The sequence below is a fragment of the Streptomyces sp. NPDC038213 genome, assembly GCF_055600495.1.
On record NZ_JBVJYM010000028.1, the window covers coordinates 47122 to 65354 of the forward strand.

Genomic DNA, 18233 nt, shown 5'->3' on the forward strand with positions numbered 1-18233 from the left:
ATTTCCGGGCCGGACGCGTGACAAGAGGGGCGAGGCGCGCATGGCAGCAGCGGAGTCGGGGGCGGCACCGGTCAAGTCCGCGGTGCGGACGGTCGAGTTGCTCGAGTGGTGCGCGGGGCACCCGGGGATGCACAGCCTGGCCGAGGTCCAGGAGGCCGTCGGCTACCCCAAGTCCAGCCTGTACATGCTCCTGCGCACCCTCGTCGACCTCGGCTGGGTCGAGACCGACGTGACCGGCACCCGGTACGGCATCGGGGTGCGGGCCCTCCTCGTCGGCAGCTCGTACATCGACGGGGACGAGGTGGTCGCCGCGGCCGGGCCCGCCCTCGACCGGCTCGCCGACGAGACCACCGAGACCGTCCACCTGGCCCGGCTCGACGGGACCAGCGTGGTGTACCTGGCCACCCGGCAGTCCCAGCACTTCCTGCGCCCCTTCACCCGCGTCGGCCGACGGCTCCCCGCGCACTCCACCGCCCTCGGCAAGGCCCTGCTGGCCACGCACACCGACGAGCAGGTCCGCGCGCTGCTGCCCGAGCGGCTGGAACCCGTCACCGGGCACACCACCACCGACCGCGAGCAGCTCATCGAAGAGCTCGCGCTGGTCCGGGAGCAGGGCTACGCCGTGGACCGCGAGGAGAGCACGCTCGGACTGCGCTGCTTCGGCGTGGCCCTGCCGTACCGCACCCCCGCCCGCGACGCGATCAGCTGCTCGGTCCCCGCCGCCCGGCTGGCCCCGGAGCGGGAGCGGGCCATCCGGGAGGCGCTGTCCGAGGCCCGGGACCGGCTGGTGCTCGCCACCCGGAGGCTCTGACACCGGGCGGCCGGCGGCGTTGCCGTTCATGAAGAAACACTGAGAACCCCGCCACAACCGGGGCAGAACGGAACGGCTGCGCCCGGCCGTGCGTCTTGCAGGGGGATGAACAAGACGATCAGGCGTGCGTCGGTCTTCTGCCTGCTCCTGGTACTCGCCCTGCTGGTGCGGGTCACCTGGGTGCAGGCGTACCAAGGCCAGGCCCTCGCAGACGACGAGCACAACAAGAGGAACGTCATCGAGCGGTACGCCGGGCCGCTCGGGAACATCATCGTGGGCGGGAAGGCGGTCACGGGCTCCAAGAAGGTCGACCAGGGCAATTACATGTACATGCGGACCTACACCGACGGTCCGCTGTACGCCCCGGTCACCGGCTACAGCTCCCAGGTGTACGGGAAGAACCAGCTCGAAAAGCTCTACGAGAAGGTCCTCGACGGCTCGGACACCCGGCTGAAGAACCCGCTCGACGTCCTCACCGGCAAGCGCGCCGAACCGGGCAACGTGATCACCACGATCGACCCGGCGGTCCAGAAGGCGGGCTACGAGGCCCTCAGGGGCAAGACCGGCGCCGCCGTCGCCCTCGACCCCGCCACCGGCGCCGTCCTCGGCATCGTCGTCAGCCCCTCCTACGACCCCGGCCGGATCGCGGGGAGCACCAAGGCGTACGAGAAGGCCTGGAAGGAGCTCTCCGCCGAGGAGGGCAGGTCCATGCTCAACCTCGCCCTGCGCCAGCCGGTGGCCCCCGGCTCCACCTTCAAGCTGGTCACCATGGCCGCGGCCCTGGAGAAGGGGCTCTACGGCTCCATCGACGAGCCCACCGACAGCCCGGACCCGTACACCCTGCCCGGCACCCGGACCGTGCTGAAGAACGAGAGCGCCTCCGCCCCCTGCGAGAACGCCTCGCTGCGCACGGCCCTGCGCTACTCCTGCAACAACGTCTTCGCGAACCTGGCGCACAGGCTGGGCCAGGACACGATGCGCGAGACGGCCGAGAAGTTCGGCTTCAACGACCCCGAGCAGGACATCCCCGTCCGCGCCACCACCAGCCTGTACCCGAAGGCGAAGATGTCCCCGGACCAGGTGGCCCAGACCGGCATCGGCCAGTTCGACGTCACCGCCACCCCGCTCCAGATGGCCATGGTCTCCGCCGCCGTCGAGAACGGCGGCAAGCTGGTCGACCCGTTCATGGTCTCCGAGGTCACCGACGCGGACGGCAACTCCCTGGAGAGCCACAAGGACCGCGGGTCGAAGCAGATCATGAGCGGGGAGACCGCGGAGAAGCTGCGCGACGCGATGCGGACCGTGGTCACCGAGGGCGGCGGCAGGACCGCGCAGGTGGACGGGGCGGAGGTCGGCGGCAAGACCGGCACGGCCCAGCGCGGGGTGAACAACAGCAAGTCCCCGTACGCCTGGTTCACCTCGTACGGCAAGAAGGACGGCAGGCAGGTGGCCGTCGCGGTCGTCATCGAGAACTCCGACACCGACCGCTCCGAGATCGCGGGCGGCCGCCTCGCGGCCCCCGTGGCGCAGAAGATGATGGCGGCGGCGCTGAAGTAGCCCGGGGCGGGCCGGGCGGCGCGGGCAGCCGGGTCCGGGGCGGCCCGGAATCCGGTCGTCCGGCCGGAACCGGCGCCCCGGCCGGGAACCGGCGCGCTACCCGGCGCGTACTCCTGTTCGTGATCAGAAACGCCGCACCCGCAGACCTCGACGAGATCGCCGCCCTCCACCTCCGGGCCCGCTCCACGTACTACCGCGACCGGATCCCGGAGGAGGCCTACGCGGGCGCGGCGGAGCTCACCCGCACCCGCGAGGCCTGGGCGCGGGCGGTCGGCCGCGGGGACGGCGGGGTGCTGTGCTCCGAGCGCGGCGGCCGGATCGCCGGGGTCGCGGCCTTCCGCGCCGTCGACGGGGAGATGAACCTCACCCAGCTCCACGTGGACCCGTCCGGCTGGCGCCGCGGCATCGGATCGGAGCTGCACGCCGTCTGCGTGGAGACCTGGCGCCGCGCCGCCGTGGCCCGGGCCCGCCTGGAGGTCTACGAGCACAACCTGCGCGCCCAGGCCTTCTACGCCGCCCGCGGCTGGCGGGCCCGGGAGGGCGAACCGCGCTCCGGGACCCACCTGACCCTCTGGCTCGCGGTCCCCGCCGGGCAGTGAACCGGGCGCCGGGGAATGAGCCGGGCCCGGTTGCGCGTTGTGCTCCCCGGACGGCCGCGGGAGACCCCTGCGCCCCGTCCGCGCCCGCCCGTGCCACCGGCACGCCCCCGCGGGCCCGACCCCACCGGGTACGGCCCCGCCCCCCCCCACGGACCGGAGAGAAGAGAACATGCGCGTCGAGATCTGGAGCGATATCGCCTGCCCCTGGTGCTACATCGGCAAGGCCCGCTTCGAGAAGGGGCTCGCGGCCTTCCCGCACCGGGAGGACGTCGAGGTCGTGTACCGCTCCTTCGAGCTCGACCCGCGCAGCCCCAAGGGCGTCACCGCACCCGTCGTGGAGATGCTGGCCCGCAAGTACGGGCGCACCCTGGACGAGGCCCGCGGCATGGAGGAGCACGTGGCGCGCAGCGCCCGCGAGGAGGGGCTCGGGTACCGGACCGAGGGCCGCGACCACGGCAACACCTTCGACATCCACCGCCTGCTGCACCTGGCGGCCGCCCGCGGCCGGCAGGAGGCCCTCCTCGACCTGGCCTACCGGGCCAACTTCGCCGAGGAGCGCTCGGTCTTCGACCCCGAGGTGCTGGTCGCGCTGGGCACGGAGGCCGGGCTGGACGAGGCCGAGGTGCGCGCGGTGCTGGCCGACGGGCAGGCGTACGCGCAGGAGGTGCGCGCCGACGAGCAGGAGGCGGCCGAACTGGGCGCCAGCGCCGTGCCGTTCTTCGTGATCGACCGCCGCTACGGCATCTCGGGCGGCCAGCCGGCCGAGGTGTTCGCGCAGGCCCTGGCGCAGGCCTGGGAGAGCCGCGAGCCGCAGTCCGCGGCGGCTGCGCCTGCGACGGCGGCCGCGGCTGCGGAGGCGGCGTGCGGGCCGGACGAGGCCTGCGCGGTACCGCAGGCCTGATGTGGGCCCGCGGACCGCGCCGCACCCGCGGTAAATAAGCGATCCTTTGGGTCACCCCATAAAAACAGCCCATGGACTTTGGGTCCGAGTCGGTGCAGGGTGGGGCCATGGATCGCGCCCTTTCCGACCAGACAGGTGCGGAGTTCACGCACACCACCACCTACGCCAACACCGCCACCTGCGGGCTGCTGCCCCGCAGGGCCCGCGAGGCGGTACGGGAGCTGGCCGACGCGGCCTGCGCGGGGGAGCCCGCCGGCTTCGGGGACTTCGGCCGGGTCGAGCGCGCGCGGACGCTCTTCGCCGGGCTCGCGGGCGTGGCCCCGGGCCGGGTGGCCGTCGGCTCCTCGGTGGCCTCGCACGTGGGGCTGATCGCGGCCCAGCTGCCGCCGGGCGCGGAAGTCCTCGCGCCCGAAGGGGAGTTCGCCTCGGTGGTCAACCCCTTCGTGGTGCGCGGGGACCTCAAGGTGCGGTTCGTCCCGCTGGAGTCCGTGGCCGAGGCGGTCGACCGGGGCACGGCGCTGGTCGCCCTGAGCGCCGTCCAGTCCGCCGACGGCCGCACCGCCGACCTCGCAGCCGTCCGCGAGGCCGCCGAGGGCTGCGGGGCCCGGATCCTCGTGGACGCCACCCAGGCCGCGGGCTGGCTCCCCTTCGACGCCTCGCCGTACGCGTACACCGTCACGGCCGGGTACAAGTGGCTGCTGGGCGCCCGCGGGGCCTCGTACCTGACGGTCTCTGAGGAGGCCCAGGAGACCCTGGTGCCGCTGCACGCGGGCTGGGTGGCGGCGCGCTCCCCGTGGGACGCCACGTACGGGCCGATGCCCGAACTGGCCCCGGACGCCCGGCGCTACGACGAGAGCCCGGCCTTCCTCGCCTACCACGCGGCCGCCGCGGCCCTCGAACTCCTCGACGGCATCGGCATCGCGGCCGTCCACGCCCACGACACCGCCCTCGCCGCCCGCTACCGGGCCGGGCTCCTGCGGCTGGGCCACGAGCCGGTGCCGGGCGCGGCCCCGATCGTCTCGGTGCCCGGCCTCGCGCACCGGCAGCCGGCGCTGGCCGCGGCCGGGATCGCGACCGCGGCCCGCGCCGGATCGCTGCGGGCGTCCTTCCACCTCTACAACACCGAGGCCGACGTGGACCGCCTGCTGAACGCCCTGGCGGACTGACCCGGGCGGGCGCGGGCCCGCCCCGGTCGGGCCCGCACGGGTCAGACGGTCGCGGCCCAGGCGGCCTCCGCGGCCGCCACCGCGGGCCCCGCGGGCACGCCCAGGGCCGCGGCGAGGGCCTCCAGGCAGGCCCGGACCACACCGGAACCGGCCGCAGGGCCGTAGTGGTTGACCCGGAGCATCTCCCCGGCCAGCGCGCCCCCGCCCGCCAGCACCGGCAGCGCCGGATCGGCGGCCAGCACCTTCGCCGCCACCGCCGAGGCGTCCGGCACCCGCAGGGTCGTGGCCACCGGCGCCGCCGCGGCCGCCTCCCGCACGTACGGGGACACCCCCGGGCCCAGCTCCGCCGCACCCGCCCGGGTCGCCGCCGCCGCGGCCGCGTGCCGCCGCATCACCGACGCGGGCCCCTCGGCCTCCATCCGCTCGATGCAGGCCTCCAGGGCCAGCATCTCCAGCTGCGCCGGAGCGTGCAGCAGGGCCCTGCGCCCGCCGTCGATCCAGCGCTCCTTCCAGTCCAGCAGCGACAGGTACGAGCCGCGCGGCGCGGCGGGGTTGGCCGCGAACCGCTCCCAGGCCTGGCCGCTCACCGACACCGCCGAGACCCCGGCCGGACCGCCCATCGCCTTCTGCGCCCCGATCACGCACAGGTCCACGCCCCAGGCGTCCGGCAGCAGCGGCTCCGCGCCCACCGAGGCCACCGCGTCGAGCATGAACAGCGCGCCGTGCGCCCGGACCGCCCCGCCGATCTCCGCCACCGGGTTCGTGTTCCCGGTCGCCGCCTCCGCGTGGACGAGGGACACGAAGTCGATCTCCGGCCGCTCCGCCAGCGCCGCCGCCACCTGCTCCGCGGACACCGCCGAGTCGAAGGGCACCGCCAGGTCCACGACCTCGGCCCCGCAGCTGCGCAGCCAGTTGCCGAAGGTGTTCCCGTACGGGCCCGTCACCACGTTCAGCGCCGTCGAACCGGGCCGCGCCCCCGAGCGGATGCAGCCCTCCAGCGGCAGCAGCGCCTCGCCCTGCATGACGACCACGTCCTGCCGGGTGTCCAGCAGGCGGGCGACCCGCTGCTCGATCGAGGCGAACCGCCCGGGGGTCAGCGGGGGCAGGTCCAGGAGGGGGTGGTTCACGTGCAGCTTCCTTCGTCCATGACTGTCGTCCGTGACTGTTCGTCCCCGGCTGGCGGGGATTGTCCGGTACCGCGCCCCCGAGGGTATCCGCAGCCCGCACCGGGCCTGCGTACAGTGCGGCCATGAGCGATCAGGGTGAGCGGGAGACCGGGACCGTGCTGCACGTGAGGGGCCGCGTGCTCGTCGGACCGGAGGAGGTCCGCGACGAGCTCTGGGTGGTCGGCGGCAGGATCTCGTACGACCGGCCCCGCACCGCCCGCGAGAGCGTCACCGTCGAGGGCTGGGCGCTGCCCGGCCTGGTGGACGCCCACTGCCACGTGGGGCTCGACGCCCACGGGCCCGTGGACGAGGAGACGAGCGAGAAGCAGGCCCTCACCGACCGGGACGCCGGCACCCTGCTGATCCGGGACGCGGGCTCGCCCTCCGACACCCGCTGGATCGACGCCCGCGAGGACCTGCCGAAGGTGATCCGCGCCGGCCGGCACATCGCCCGTACCCGCCGCTACATCCGCAACTACGCGCACGAGATCGAGCCCGCCGACCTGGTCGAGTACGTCGGCAGGGAGGCCCGGCGCGGCGACGGCTGGGTCAAGCTCGTCGGGGACTGGATCGACCGGGACGCCGGGGACCTGACGGCCTGCTGGCCGCGCGCCGAGGTCGGGGCCGCCATCGCGGAGGCCCACCGGCTGGGCGCCCGGGTGACCGCCCACTGCTTCGCCGAGGACGCGCTGCGGGACCTGGTCGAGGCGGGCATCGACTGCATCGAGCACGCCACCGGCCTGACCGAGGACACCATCCCGCTGTTCGCCGAGCGGGGCGTGGCGATCGTCCCGACCCTGGTGAACATCGCGACCTTCCCGCGGCTCGCGGCGGGCGGCGAGGGGAAGTTCCCGCGCTGGTCGGCCCATATGCGCCGGCTCCACGAGCGGCGGTACGACACCGTGCGCGCGGCCTGGGACGCGGGCGTCCCGGTGTTCGTCGGCACGGACGCCGGGGGCTCCCTGCCGCACGGGCTCGTCGCCGCCGAGGTGGCCGAACTGGTCAAGGCGGGGCTGCCGCCGCTGGACGCCCTCTCGGCCACCACCTGGGCCGCGCGGGCGTGGCTGGGGCGGCCGGGGCTGACCGAGGGGGCCCCGGCGGACCTCGTCGTCTACGCGTCGGACCCGCGGGCGGACGCGGGCGTGCTGGCGCAGCCGCGGCGGGTGGTGCTGAACGGCCGGATCGTGGGCTGAGCAGAAGGGCCTTCGGCCGCGGCCGGGTTGACGGACCCGTGACCCCGGCCCGGACCTGCTCGTTCTCAAGGCCCTCCGGCGGCGGGCGGGATGGCGCGCACCCCGGCTCGGGCCCCTTCACGCTGTGACGCGCGGGGTGGGTGGGGCCGATCGGGTCAATAGATTCGAATGTACGGGCGGAAACCCCTCTTTGGGGTGAACTCACGTCAGGTTGCCGCCCGTTCACTCTCCGTGCGTAAAGATTCCCGGGTCGAGGTCGTCGGCGCGCGCAATGTCCCCCATTGGCGGCGCCGTTCGGCTCCATAACTCCTTGGGGGTTCCACCACCTTGAACAGCACCACCGCCACCTCCCGCATGCCCGCACGCCGCACCTCCGCAGTCCTGGCGGCCGCCGCCCTGGCCGCCGGCCCCTTCTCCCTGATGGCTGCGGGTCCCGCGCACGCCACCGGCGCCGGGGAGGGCAGGGCGAGCGCCGTCGTCCTGCGCACCGGGCTCGACGTCGGTCTGCTCAACAAGACCGTCCACGTCCCCCTCGAGGCCACCCTGAACGAGGTCCACGCCCCGGGCACCGCGGAGAAGACCGCCCTCACGGTCACCCTGGACGGCATCGAGGGCGGCCGCCCCCTGAGCGTGCTGCGCGCCGACGTCGCCACCGCCAGGGCCACCGCGGACCGCAAGCGGGCCGAGGGCTACGTGAACCTCGCCCGGGCGAAGGTGCACGTGCCCGGTCTGCCGCTGCTCTCGCTCGTCCAGGTCGAGAAGGTCACCTCGCGCGCCCTGTGCGTGGCGGGCAAGCGGCCGGTCGCCGAGTCGAACGTGCTCGGGAGCGTCACCGTCCTCGGCAAGAAGGTCACCCTCTCCGCAGGCGGACCCACCCGGGTGGAGGTCCCCGCCGTCGGCGTGGTCACCCTCGACCTGTCGAGCACCGAGACCACCTCCCGGACGGCTGCCGCGACCGCCCTGAGCCTCAAGGTCTCCGTGAACCCGCTCAAGCTGAACGTGGCCGAGGTCGAGGGCGAGGTCACCCTCGCGCAGGCCACCTGCCGGTCCCCGAAGGCCGCCAAGCCCACCCCGAAGCCCAGCACCCCGGCCCCCGCGGTCCCGGAGCCGGACGTCAAACCGCAGTCCGGCGGCACCGACGCCAACCTCGCCGAGACCGGCGGCAGCTCCAAGACCCCGTACCTCGCCGGCGGGGCCCTGCTCCTGCTGGGCCTGGGCGCGGGCGCGATGGTGCTGACGCGGGGCCGCGGACGCGCCTGACCGGCCCGAGGGGGGAGCCGGTCATCCGGAGGCCGCAGCGGCGGCCGGGGGGCAGCGGGGAGGGTGCGCGACGGCGCACCCTCCCCGCTCGGACGTCCGGGTGCGGGACCCCGGCCGGCGGGAGGTCAGCGGGAGGTCAGGGCCAGGGCCTGGTCGAGGGCCTGGAGGAAGCGGCCCGTCGTGGCCCGGTCCCGGACCGCCAGCCGCAGCCAGTCCGGCCCCAGGCCCGGGAAGGTGTCGCCCCGGCGCACCGCGAAGCCCAGGCCCCGCAGCCGCTCCCGCACCTCCGCCGCCCGCTCCAGCCGGATCAGCACGAACGGCCCCTCGGCCGGTCCGGCCGCCCGTACCTCCTCGAACTCCGCGAGCCCCGCGAGCAGGTGCTCCCGGTCCACCGCGATCTGCCGGGCCGCTGCCGCCGCCTCGGCGAGGGCCCGCTCCGACACGCAGGCCCCGGCCGCCGCGAGCGCCGGGCCCGAGACGGGCCACAGCGGCTGCGCCCGCTCCAGCAGGGCGACGGTCTCGGGCTCGGCCAGGACGTAGCCGATCCGCAGCCCCGCCAGCCCCCAGGTCTTCGTCAGGCTCCGCAGCACCACCAGCCCCGGCACGTCGCAGCGCTCCGCGAGGGCCTCCCGCTCGCCCGGCACCGCGTCCATGAAGGCCTCGTCCACGACCAGGTAGCGGCCCGGCCTGGCCAGTTCCACCAGCAGGTCCGCCGGGTGGAGCACCGAGGTCGGGTTGGTCGGGTTGCCGACCACCACGAGGTCCGCCTCCTCCGGGACCGCCGCCGGGTCCAGCCGGAAGCCGTCCTCCTCCCGCAGCAGCACCCGCTCCACCCGGTGACCCGCGTCCCGCAGCGCCGCCTCCGGCTCCGTGAACTGCGGGTGCACCACCACCGGCCGCCGCACCGCGAGCGCCCGCGCCAGCAGGACGAAGGCCTCAGCGGCCCCCGCCGTCAGCAGCACCCGCTCCACGGGCAGCCCGTGCCGCGCGGCCACGGCCGCCCGCGCGGCCCGCCCGTCCGGGTAGGCGGCCAGCGAGTCCAGCGAGGCGGCGACGTGCTCCTTGAGCCACTGCGGCGGGGTGCCGGCGCGCACGTTCACCGCCAGGTCCACCAGGTCCGCCCCCGCCCCGTCCCGCACCTCGGCGTCCCCGTGGTGCCGCAGGTCGTGCACCTCCGCGGCCACGGGAGCGGGTACGGACACGGGTACGGACGGGCGTACGGGTACGGACGCGGCTGCCGGTGCCTCCGCCGGGGCCGTCGCCACCGCGCAGGTGGCCCGTACCGACCGGGTCTTGGGCACCAGCAGCTCCCCGCCGCCCGCCAGGGCCGCGGCCTCGGCCACCGAGGGGGTCCCGGCGGCGCGGTACACCGCGGCCGAGGGGTGCGGAACCGCGACCGCGGCCAGGACGGGGGCCCCGTACGCCAGCAGCGGGACGCCCAGGCGCCGGGCCGCGGCGACGATCCCGGCCTCCGCGGCCCGGGCCTCGACGGTGGCCAGGGCGGTCACGGCGGCGGACGGCAGCCCCGCCCCCCGCAGGGTGTCCTCGACCAGGGCGCAGACCTCGTCGGCGGAGACGCCCGTACGGGCTCCGATGCCGACGACGACGCGGGCGGCGCGGGCGTGGGGGGCCGCGCCGGTTATGTGACCGGTCAATCCGGGGTCCTCTCGAAACGTGGGGGATCAGCGTGCACGATCGGCCGCGAGTCGGTAAGCAGGGGCGCATGGCGGTGATCGTGGCTCTGGGTGCGTTCCTGATGACGCTGGCCGGCGGGTGGACGGCGCAGCGCGTCACGGACCGCCGCCACCTCGTGCTGGGCCTGGCGGGCGGCCTCATGCTCGGGGTGGTGGGGCTGGACCTGCTGCCGGAGGCCCTGGACGCGGCGGGGGAGGAGGTCTTCGGGGTCCCGGAGGCCCTGCTGCTGTTCGTCGGGGGCTTCCTGGTGGCGCACGTGGTGGAGCGCCTCCTCGCGGTCCGGCAGGCGGCGCACGGGGCGCCCCGGGACGAGGGGGCTGGGGACGGGGACGCGCTGCACGGCGGCCGCACCCCCCAGGTCGGGCTGACGGCGGCCGCGGCGATGGTCGGCCACAGCCTCGCCGACGGGGTGGCCCTGGGCGCGGCCTTCCAGGTCGGCGGGGGCATGGGCACGGCGGTGGCCCTGGCCGTGATCACCCACGACTTCGCCGACGGATTCAACACGTACACGCTCACGCGCGTGTACGGCAACGCCCGGCGCAAGGCGGTGCTGATGCTCTTCGCGGACGCCCTCGCCCCCGTGGTGGGCGCGGCGTCCACCCTGCTGTTCACCCTTCCGGAGGAACTCCTCGGGGCGTATCTCGGGTTCTTCGGCGGGGTCCTGCTCTACCTCGCGGCGGCCGAGATCCTCCCCGAGGCGCACCACCGCCACCCCGCGCTGTCCACCCTCCTGTGCACCGTCGCCGGCGTGGCCGGGATCTGGCTGGTGGTGGGCATCGCGGGGTGAGCGGCGGTGCCGGCTCACGGCCGGGCGCCGCAGCCGTGCGGCGGGCGGGCGCCGGCGGCGAACCGCCGGGCCGCGTCCGCGAACCGGGCGGCCACGGACGGCACCGCCGCCCAGTGCGTGTGCAGGTAGCTGGCGTGCACCGAGCCCTGGACGAAGCCCTCGACCCGGCGCTCGGGACGGGTGAACCCCCAGGCGGGGACCGGGCCCGCGCCCGGCTCGGTCACGGTCCGGTGGAACTCGTGCCCGCGCAGCCGGGTGCCGGCGGCGGCCAGCGGGCTGTCCGAGACGGCCACGGCCTCCCGGTAGCCCAGGGTCAGCCGCTCCGTCATCCGGGCGTCGGAGTCCAGCACCCCGCACATCGGCTTCCCGTCCAGCGACCGGCCCAGGTACAGCAGCCCGGCGCACTCCGCGGCCACCGGCGCGCCCGCGGCGGCCAGTTCGGCCACCGCCTTGCGCAGCGGCTCGTTCGCGGCGAGCTCGGGCGCGTACACCTCGGGGAATCCCCCGCCGACGACCAGCGCGTCCGTGCCCTCGGGCAGCGAGGTGTCGTGGAGGGGGTCGAAGGTGACCACCTCCGCGCCCGCCGCCGTGAGCAGTTCGGCGTTCTCGGCGTACGAGAACGTGAACGCCGGCCCGCCCGCCACGGCCACCACCGGCCGCCGCCCGCCCTCCGCAGCGGGCAGCCCGGCGGCGGCCAGCGCCGTCTGCGAGCCCCACACCTCCGTCTCCAGCGGCGGGGCCGAGCGGGCCAGCTCCATCAGCGCGTCCAGGTCGCACCCCCGGCGCACCTGCTCGGCCAGCGCGGCCACCGAGCCCAGCGCGTCCGCACGCCGCTCCGCGACGGGTACGAGCCCCAGGTGCCGCGAGGGGGCGGCCACCTGCGGGGCCCGCCGCAGTACGCCCAGCACCGGCATCCCGGCCTCGTCCAAGGCGTCCCGGAGCATCGCCTCGTGCCGGTCGGAGCCCACCTTGTTGAGGATCACCCCGCCGAAGCGCACCTGCGGGTCGAAGGAGGCGAACCCGTGCACGAGCGCCGCGACCGACCGGGACTGCGAGGAGGCGTCGACCACCAGGACCACGGGGGCCCGCAGCAGCTTCGCCACCTGCGCCGTCGAGGCCAGCTCGCCCTGGCCGGCCGCCCCGTCGTACAGGCCCATCACCCCCTCGACCACCGCGAGGTCGCAGCCCGCCGCCCCGTGCGCGAACAGCGGGGCGATCAGCTCCGTGCCGCTCATGAAGGCGTCGAGGTTGCGGCCCGGACGGCCGGTCGCCAGGGCGTGGTAGCCGGGGTCTATGTAGTCGGGGCCGGTCTTGTGCGGGGACACGGCCAGGCCCCGCGCGGTGAACGCGGCCATCAGGCCGGTCGCCACCGTGGTCTTGCCGCTGCCCGAGGAGGGCGCGGCCACGACCAGCCGCGGGACGCTGACAGTGGTCGGATTCACCACTCGATGCCCTTCTGGCCCTTCTGGCCGGCGTCCATGGGGTGCTTGACCTTGGTCATCTCGGTGACCAGGTCCGCGAACTCCACCAGCTTCTCCGGGGCGTTGCGGCCGGTGATCACCACGTGCTGCTGGCCGGGCCGGTCGCGCAGCACCTCGATCACCTCGTCCACGTCCACCCAGCCCCAGTGCAGCGGGTACGCGAACTCGTCGAGCACGTACAGCCGGTGGGTCTCGGCGGCCAGGTCGCGCTTGACCTGCTCCCAGCCCTCCTTCGCCGCCTGCTCGTTGTCGAGCTGCGCATCGCGCTGCACCCAGGACCAGCCCTCGCCCATCTTGTGCCAGACGACGGAGCCGCCCTTGCCGGTCTCGCCGAGGGCCTTGAGCGCGTTCTCCTCGCCGACCTTCCACTTCGCCGACTTGACGAACTGGAACACCCCGATCGGCCAGCCCTGGTTCCAGGCCCGCAGGGCCAGGCCGAAGGCGGCCGTCGACTTGCCCTTGCCCGGCCCGGTGTGGACGAAGACCAGCGGGCGGTTGCGGCGCTGGCGGGTGGTGAGCCCGTCGTCCGGAACGACGGACGGCTGTCCCTGGGGCATTACGCGGCCCTCCTGTTGCTGTAGGTGTCATCTGCAGTACGTACGTCCCGGACCAGGCCCGCGAGCGCATCCGCCCGCAGCCCGTCCAGGGTCACGGCCTCGGCGCCCAGGTCCCGCGCCAGCAGCCCGGCCAGACCCAGCCGTACCGGCCCGGCCTCGCAGTCCACGACCACGGCGGCGGCGCCCTCCGCGGCCAGCAGCCGCGCCGAGCGCGCCGCCAGCTCCAGGGCGTCCTTCCCGGCGGTGGCCCGGCCGTCGGTCACGACCACCAGCAGGGCCCGCCGGGAGGGGTCCCGCAGCCGCTCCACGCGCAGCACCTCGCGGGCCTTGAGCAGCCCCGCGGCCAGCGGGGTGCGGCCGCCGGTCGGCAGCAGCTCCAGGCGGGCCGCCGCCGCGTCCACGGAGGAGGTCGGCGGCAGTGCCAGTTCGGCGCCGGCCCCCCGGAAGGTCACCAGCCCGACCTTGTCGCGCCGCTGGTAGGCGTCGAGCAGCAGGGACAGCACGGCACCCTTGACCGCGCCCATCCGCTGCCGGGCCGCCATCGAGCCGGACGCGTCCACGACGAACAGCACGAGGTTGCCCTCGCGGCCCTCCCGCACCGCCTGGCGCAGATCGTCCCGGCGCAGCACCAGACCGGTGCCGGAGCGCCCGCGGGCCCGCTGGTGCGGGGCCGCGGCCCGGACGGTCGCCGCCAGGTGCAGTTTCGTCAGCTGGCCGCGGGGGCGCTGGGACCCGGTGGTCCGGCCGTGCGCCGTCCGCGCCCGCGACCGGCGGCCCGCCGCGCCGCCCTGGCCGAGGCCGGGCACGCTGAGGACGCGGGTGCGGAAGGTCTGGCCGGCCGCCACGGCGGGCTGCTCGGGGGCGTCGGCGGCCGGGGCCCCGGCGCCTTCCGGCGCCTCCTGGACCTCGGGTGACCCGCCCGACTCCGGTGCGTCCGGTGCCTGCCGGGCATCGCCGGGCCCGGAGCCGTCCCCGCCCTGCGGGGGGATCCCCCCGCCGCCGCCGGGCCCGTCCCCGTCACCCTCCCCGTCGCCGTCTCCGTCTCGGTCCCCGTCCCCGGGGCCCTCCGGCCGCGGATCGGGGTCGGGCTCCGGCTCGGGCTCCTCCGGCTCGTCCTCGAACCGGTCCAGGATCTCGTCGAGCCGGGCCTCGTCCAGGCCGGGCGCGTCGAAGGGGTTGCGGCGCCGCCGGTGGGGGAGCGCCAGCAGCGCGGCCTGCCGCACGTCCTCCTTGAGCACGGAGGTACGGCCGGCCCAGGCGGCCAGCGCGGTGGCCGTCCGGGCCATCACGATGTCCGCACGCATCCCGTCCACCTCGAAGCCGGCGCAGGCCGCCGCGATCATCAGCAGCGCCCGGTCGCCGAGCCGGACCTGCGGGAGCAGCGCCCTGGCGGCGGTCACCCTGGCCCGCACCCCCGCCTCGTCCCCCGCCCAGCGGGCGGCGAAGGCGGCCGGGTCGTCCTCGTAGGCCAGCCGGCGGCGGACCACCTCGACCCGCTGCTCCGGCTCGCGGGAGGCCGCGACCTCCACGGTCAGGCCGAACCGGTCGAGGAGCTGCGGGCGCAGCTCGCCCTCCTCCGGGTTCATGGTGCCGACCAGCAGGAACCGGGCCGCGTGCCGCACGGACACGCCTTCGCGCTCCACGTACGAGGCGCCCATCGCGGCCGCGTCCAGCAGCACGTCGATCAGGTGGTCGTGGAGGAGGTTGACCTCGTCGACGTAGAGGATGCCCCGGTGGGCGTCGGCCAGCAGGCCCGGCTCGAAGGACTTCACGCCCTCGGAGAGGGCCCGCTCGATGTCCAGCGCGCCGACGAGCCGGTCTTCGGAGGCGCCGACCGGCAGCTCCACCATGCGGGCGGGGCGGGCGGCGGCCGCACCGGGCTCGTGGGAGCCGTCGGGGCAGCCGGGGTCGGGGGCGGCGGGGGCGCAGGAGAACCGGCAGCCCGGGACCACGTCCACCTCCGGCAGCAGGGCCGTCAGGGCCCGTACCGCGGTGGACTTGGCGGTCCCCTTCTCACCGCGCACCAGCACGCCGCCGACCGCGGGGCTGACGGCGTTCAGCAGCAGCGCCAGCCGGAGGTCGGCCTGGCCGACGACCGCCGTGAACGGATAGGGCGTACTCACGTGATGCTCACTCCTTCGGAGGGGTGGGGGAGGGGGAGGGCGGCGGGCCCGGCGGGGCGGGTGCGGGCGGTCCGCTGCGCGGGGCTGTTCCCCGACCCGCCCCTTCCCGAACTGGGGCTCCGCCCCAGACCCCGCGCCTCAAGCGCCGGCGGGGCTGGATATGTGCCGCTCCGCGGCAATTCCAGCCTGCGCGGCGTTTGAGCGCACCGGGCGCGGAGCGCACGGTTCGGGGGTCCGGGGGCTTGCCCCCGGTTTCGGGAAGGGGCGGGGTGGGGAAGAGGCCCCGCGCAGCGGACCCGGTCCCCGCGGACGCGGTCACGGTGCGCCCGGCGGGAGGAAGGGGAGCCCCGCCGGGGCGCCCGCCTCGATCAGCCGCAGCAGCGCACCCGTGTCCGCGTGCTCCTCGACCAGGTCCCCGAGCAGGTCCAACTGCTCCTCGCGAAGCGAGCCGAAGGACGTGTCCGGCGCCGGCACGAACCGGCGCCCCGCATCCCGCGCCACCTCCCGGAGGAACGCCCGCCGGAACCCGTCCGACTCCAGCGACCCGTGCCAGTGCGTCCCCCACACGGCCCCGACCCGGCACCCGTCCAGGAACGGCTCGCCGCCCCGCACGTCGGCGACGCCGTGGTGGATCTCGTACCCCTCCACCGCCTCGCCCAGCGCCGTGCCCACCGGCCGCGCCAGGGTCTTCTCCGCCGCGAAGCGGACCCGTACCGGCAGCAGTCCGAGCCCCGGCACGGTGCCGGCCCGGGACTCGACCTCGTCCTCGATGACCTCGCCGAGGGCCTGGAAGCCGCCGCAGATCCCGAGGACCGGCCGCCCCTCGGCGGCCCGCCGGGCCAGCGCGTCCGCGAGCCCCCGCTCGCGCAGCCACTGGAGCGCCTTCACGGTCCCGCGCGTGCCCGGTACGACGGCCAGATCGGCGTCGGCGAGCTCCTCGGGCCGGTCCACGAACCGCACCACGACCCCCGGTTCGGCGGCCAGCGCGTCCACGTCCGTGAAGTTCGACATCAGCGGCACCGCGCAGACGGCGACCCGCAGGACGTCCTCGCCCACCGGCGGGGCCACCACCGATTCGCGCACCGCGCCCCGCAGCGATACCCGCAGGCCGTCCTCCTCGTCGATGCCCAGCCCGTGCTGGAAGGGCAGGACGCCGTAGGTGGCGCGGCCCGTGAGCCCGCGGAGCATCTCCATCCCGGGCTCCAGCAGGGAGACGTCCCCGCGGAACTTGTTGACCAGGTAGCCCGCGATCAGCTCCTGGTCCCCGGGGGCGAGCAGGGCCGTGGTGCCGAAGAAGGACGCGAACACCCCGCCCCGGTCGATGTCCCCGACCACGACGACGGGGAAGCGCGCGGCGCGCGCGATGCCCATGTTGACGATGTCGGTGCGCCGCAGGTTGATCTCGGCCGGGCTGCCGGCCCCCTCGCAGATCACGGCGTCATACGTGCCCCGCAGCTGCTCCAGGCAGTCCGTGACGATGCCGAGCAGCTGCTCCTGGCGGCCGCCGTGGTAGCCGCGGGCGCTCATCTCGCCCACCGGCTTTCCCAGCAGCACCACCTGGCTGCTGCGGTCGCTGCCGGGCTTGAGGAGCACCGGGTTCATCAGCGCCGTGGGCTCGACCCGGGCCGCCTGGGCCTGCATGGCCTGGGCCCGGCCGATCTCGGCGCCCTCGCGGGTCACGAAGGAGTTCAGGGACATGTTCTGCGCCTTGAACGGCGCGACCTTGACGCCCTGGCGGGCCAGCCAGCGGCAGATGCCCGCCGTGACCACGCTCTTGCCGGCGTCGGAGGTGGTCCCGGCGACCAGCAGCCCGCCGCCGCGCCGCCCGCCCCCGGTGCCCGTACCGCCTCTTCCGGGCCCGCTCTGCCCCGTACCGCCCTGCCCGGTGGCGCCGCCGCTCATCGCCGTCCCTTCCGTCGCCGTGTCCGCAGTCCCGAGACCAGCAGCCGGCCCGCCGCGCAGGTGCCCAGCGCGATCCAGGTGACCTGCCGGGAGAGGCGTACCGCCCGTTCGATGTCGGCGGCCGCTACGGGCCGCCCGGCCGCGCCGTTGAGCACCGCGCGGTGCTCGACGCGGCCGCCGTACGCGAGCGTGCCGCCCATGCGCACGCCCAGGGCCCCCGCGAAGGCGGCCTCGACCGGCCCGGCGTTCGGGCTCGGGTGGTCCGCCGCGTCGGCACGCCAGGCCCGGACCGCCCCCCGACGGTCCGGGCCCGCCAGCACGGCCGCGGCCGCGGTCAGCCGGGCGCCCGGCCAGCCGGCCAGGTCGTCCAGGCGGGCCGAGGCCCAGCCGTAGCGCAGGTAGCGGGGGGAGCGGTGGCCGACCATCGCGTCGAGGGTGTTCACGGCGCGGAAGGCCAGCAGTCCGGGCACGCCGAGCGCAGCGCCCCAGACGAGGGCGCCGACGACGGCGTCGGAGGTGTTCTCGGCCACCGACTCGACCACGGCGCGGGCGATCTGCTGCTCGTCCAGGGAGTGCGGGTCGCGCCCGCACAGGTGCGGCAGGCGCTCGCGGGCCACGTCGGCGTCCCCCGCGGCCAGGGCCCCGCCGATGGCGCGGGCCTCGCGGCCCAGCGAGGTGCCGCCGACCACGGTCCAGGTGGCGGCGGCGGTCAGGGCGATCCGGGCGGCGGCGGGCCGCGCGCGCACGGCGCGGGCGGCCAGGACCCCCAGCGCGGCGGCACCGCCCGTGCACACCACGGTGTGCAGGGCCCCGAGGGCCCGCTGGCGGGAGGGTTCGGGCCGCCAGAGGGCCCGTTCCACGGCGGCGGCGGCACGTCCGAAGGCGGCGACGGGGTGGCCGCGGCGCGGATCGCCCAGGATCCGGTCCCCGATCAGCCCGGCCGCCGCACCGTACGCAAACACGCGATCGGCACGCATGGCAGGTGTGTGTCCTCACTCAGGGTCCGCGCCCTGGTTCGACGTGACCGGCGGTGAG

Annotated in this window: 15 protein-coding genes; 8 read left to right on the top strand and 7 right to left on the bottom strand. The window is 75.9% G+C overall.

The window, feature by feature from the left end; all coding sequences use genetic code 11:
- Positions 1-40: 40 nt before the first annotated feature.
- From ACZ7JZ_RS28600 to ACZ7JZ_RS28620, 5 genes are all read left to right on the top strand, one after another.
- Positions 41-811 (top strand): IclR family transcriptional regulator, encoded by a 771-nt coding sequence (locus ACZ7JZ_RS28600; RefSeq protein ID WP_470944172.1) that lies wholly within the window; start codon positions 41-43, stop codon positions 809-811.
- 105 nt (positions 812-916) lie between these two features.
- Positions 917-2368 (top strand): peptidoglycan D,D-transpeptidase FtsI family protein, encoded by a 1452-nt coding sequence (locus tag ACZ7JZ_RS28605; protein ID WP_470944174.1) that lies wholly within the window; start codon positions 917-919, stop codon positions 2366-2368.
- Positions 2369-2487: 119 nt separating this feature from the next.
- On the top strand, positions 2488-2967 hold the full coding sequence (locus ACZ7JZ_RS28610; RefSeq protein ID WP_470944176.1) for a GNAT family N-acetyltransferase: 480 nt from the start codon (positions 2488-2490) through the stop codon (positions 2965-2967).
- Positions 2968-3136: 169 nt separating this feature from the next.
- A complete protein-coding gene (locus tag ACZ7JZ_RS28615) occupies positions 3137-3868 on the top strand; it encodes a DsbA family oxidoreductase (protein WP_470944177.1) in 732 nt (243 codons plus the stop codon).
- Between the two features lie 107 nt (positions 3869-3975).
- A complete protein-coding gene (locus tag ACZ7JZ_RS28620; RefSeq protein WP_470944180.1) occupies positions 3976-5034 on the top strand; it encodes an aminotransferase class V-fold PLP-dependent enzyme in 1059 nt (352 codons plus the stop codon).
- Positions 5035-5075: 41 nt separating this feature from the next.
- Here the strand turns inward: ACZ7JZ_RS28620 and ACZ7JZ_RS28625 are convergent, their stop codons facing one another.
- Positions 5076-6161, bottom strand: coding sequence for a pyridoxal-phosphate-dependent aminotransferase family protein (locus tag ACZ7JZ_RS28625; protein WP_470944182.1), 1086 nt, complete (start codon positions 6159-6161; stop codon positions 5076-5078).
- A gap of 122 nt (positions 6162-6283) precedes the next feature.
- Here ACZ7JZ_RS28625 and ACZ7JZ_RS28630 point away from each other — a divergent pair, with 122 nt between their 5' ends.
- Both ACZ7JZ_RS28630 and ACZ7JZ_RS28635 read left to right on the top strand, forming a co-directional pair.
- Positions 6284-7393, top strand: a complete 1110-nt coding sequence (locus ACZ7JZ_RS28630) for an amidohydrolase family protein (RefSeq protein ID WP_470944184.1) — start codon at positions 6284-6286, stop codon at positions 7391-7393.
- Between the two features lie 354 nt (positions 7394-7747).
- Positions 7748-8653, top strand: coding sequence for an SCO1860 family LAETG-anchored protein (locus tag ACZ7JZ_RS28635; protein WP_470944279.1), 906 nt, complete (start codon positions 7748-7750; stop codon positions 8651-8653).
- Positions 8654-8778: 125 nt separating this feature from the next.
- On the opposite strand, the gene cobC is transcribed toward ACZ7JZ_RS28635, so the two are convergent.
- Positions 8779-10308: an Rv2231c family pyridoxal phosphate-dependent protein CobC gene (cobC, locus tag ACZ7JZ_RS28640; RefSeq protein ID WP_470944186.1), complete on the bottom strand. Its 1530-nt coding sequence runs from the start codon at positions 10306-10308 to the stop codon at positions 8779-8781.
- Between the two features lie 68 nt (positions 10309-10376).
- Here cobC and ACZ7JZ_RS28645 point away from each other — a divergent pair, with 68 nt between their 5' ends.
- Positions 10377-11135: a ZIP family metal transporter gene (locus ACZ7JZ_RS28645; protein ID WP_470944189.1), complete on the top strand. Its 759-nt coding sequence runs from the start codon at positions 10377-10379 to the stop codon at positions 11133-11135.
- 14 nt (positions 11136-11149) lie between these two features.
- Here the strand turns inward: ACZ7JZ_RS28645 and ACZ7JZ_RS28650 are convergent, their stop codons facing one another.
- The 5 genes from ACZ7JZ_RS28650 to ACZ7JZ_RS28670 form a co-directional block, all read right to left on the bottom strand.
- The gene (locus ACZ7JZ_RS28650; protein WP_470944191.1) at positions 11150-12577 is read right to left on the bottom strand and encodes a cobyrinate a,c-diamide synthase; all 1428 of its coding nucleotides are present in this window, start codon (positions 12575-12577) and stop codon (positions 11150-11152) included.
- Positions 12574-13173, bottom strand: a complete 600-nt coding sequence (gene cobO, locus ACZ7JZ_RS28655; protein WP_470944194.1) for a cob(I)yrinic acid a,c-diamide adenosyltransferase — start codon at positions 13171-13173, stop codon at positions 12574-12576. Before cobO ends, ACZ7JZ_RS28650 begins: the two co-directional genes overlap by 4 nt.
- Positions 13173-15296 carry a putative cobaltochelatase gene (locus ACZ7JZ_RS28660; RefSeq protein ID WP_470944196.1) on the bottom strand — a complete coding sequence of 708 codons (2124 nt, stop codon included), beginning with the start codon at positions 15294-15296 and terminating at the stop codon, positions 13173-13175. The genes cobO and ACZ7JZ_RS28660 overlap by 1 nt, the downstream gene beginning before the upstream one ends.
- A 315-nt stretch (positions 15297-15611) precedes the next feature.
- Positions 15612-17198 carry a cobyric acid synthase gene (locus ACZ7JZ_RS28665; protein ID WP_470944199.1) on the bottom strand — a complete coding sequence of 529 codons (1587 nt, stop codon included), beginning with the start codon at positions 17196-17198 and terminating at the stop codon, positions 15612-15614.
- A complete protein-coding gene (locus ACZ7JZ_RS28670) occupies positions 17195-18175 on the bottom strand; it encodes a cobalamin biosynthesis protein (RefSeq protein WP_470944201.1) in 981 nt (326 codons plus the stop codon). The genes ACZ7JZ_RS28665 and ACZ7JZ_RS28670 overlap by 4 nt, the downstream gene beginning before the upstream one ends.
- Positions 18176-18233: the final 58 nt, after the last annotated feature.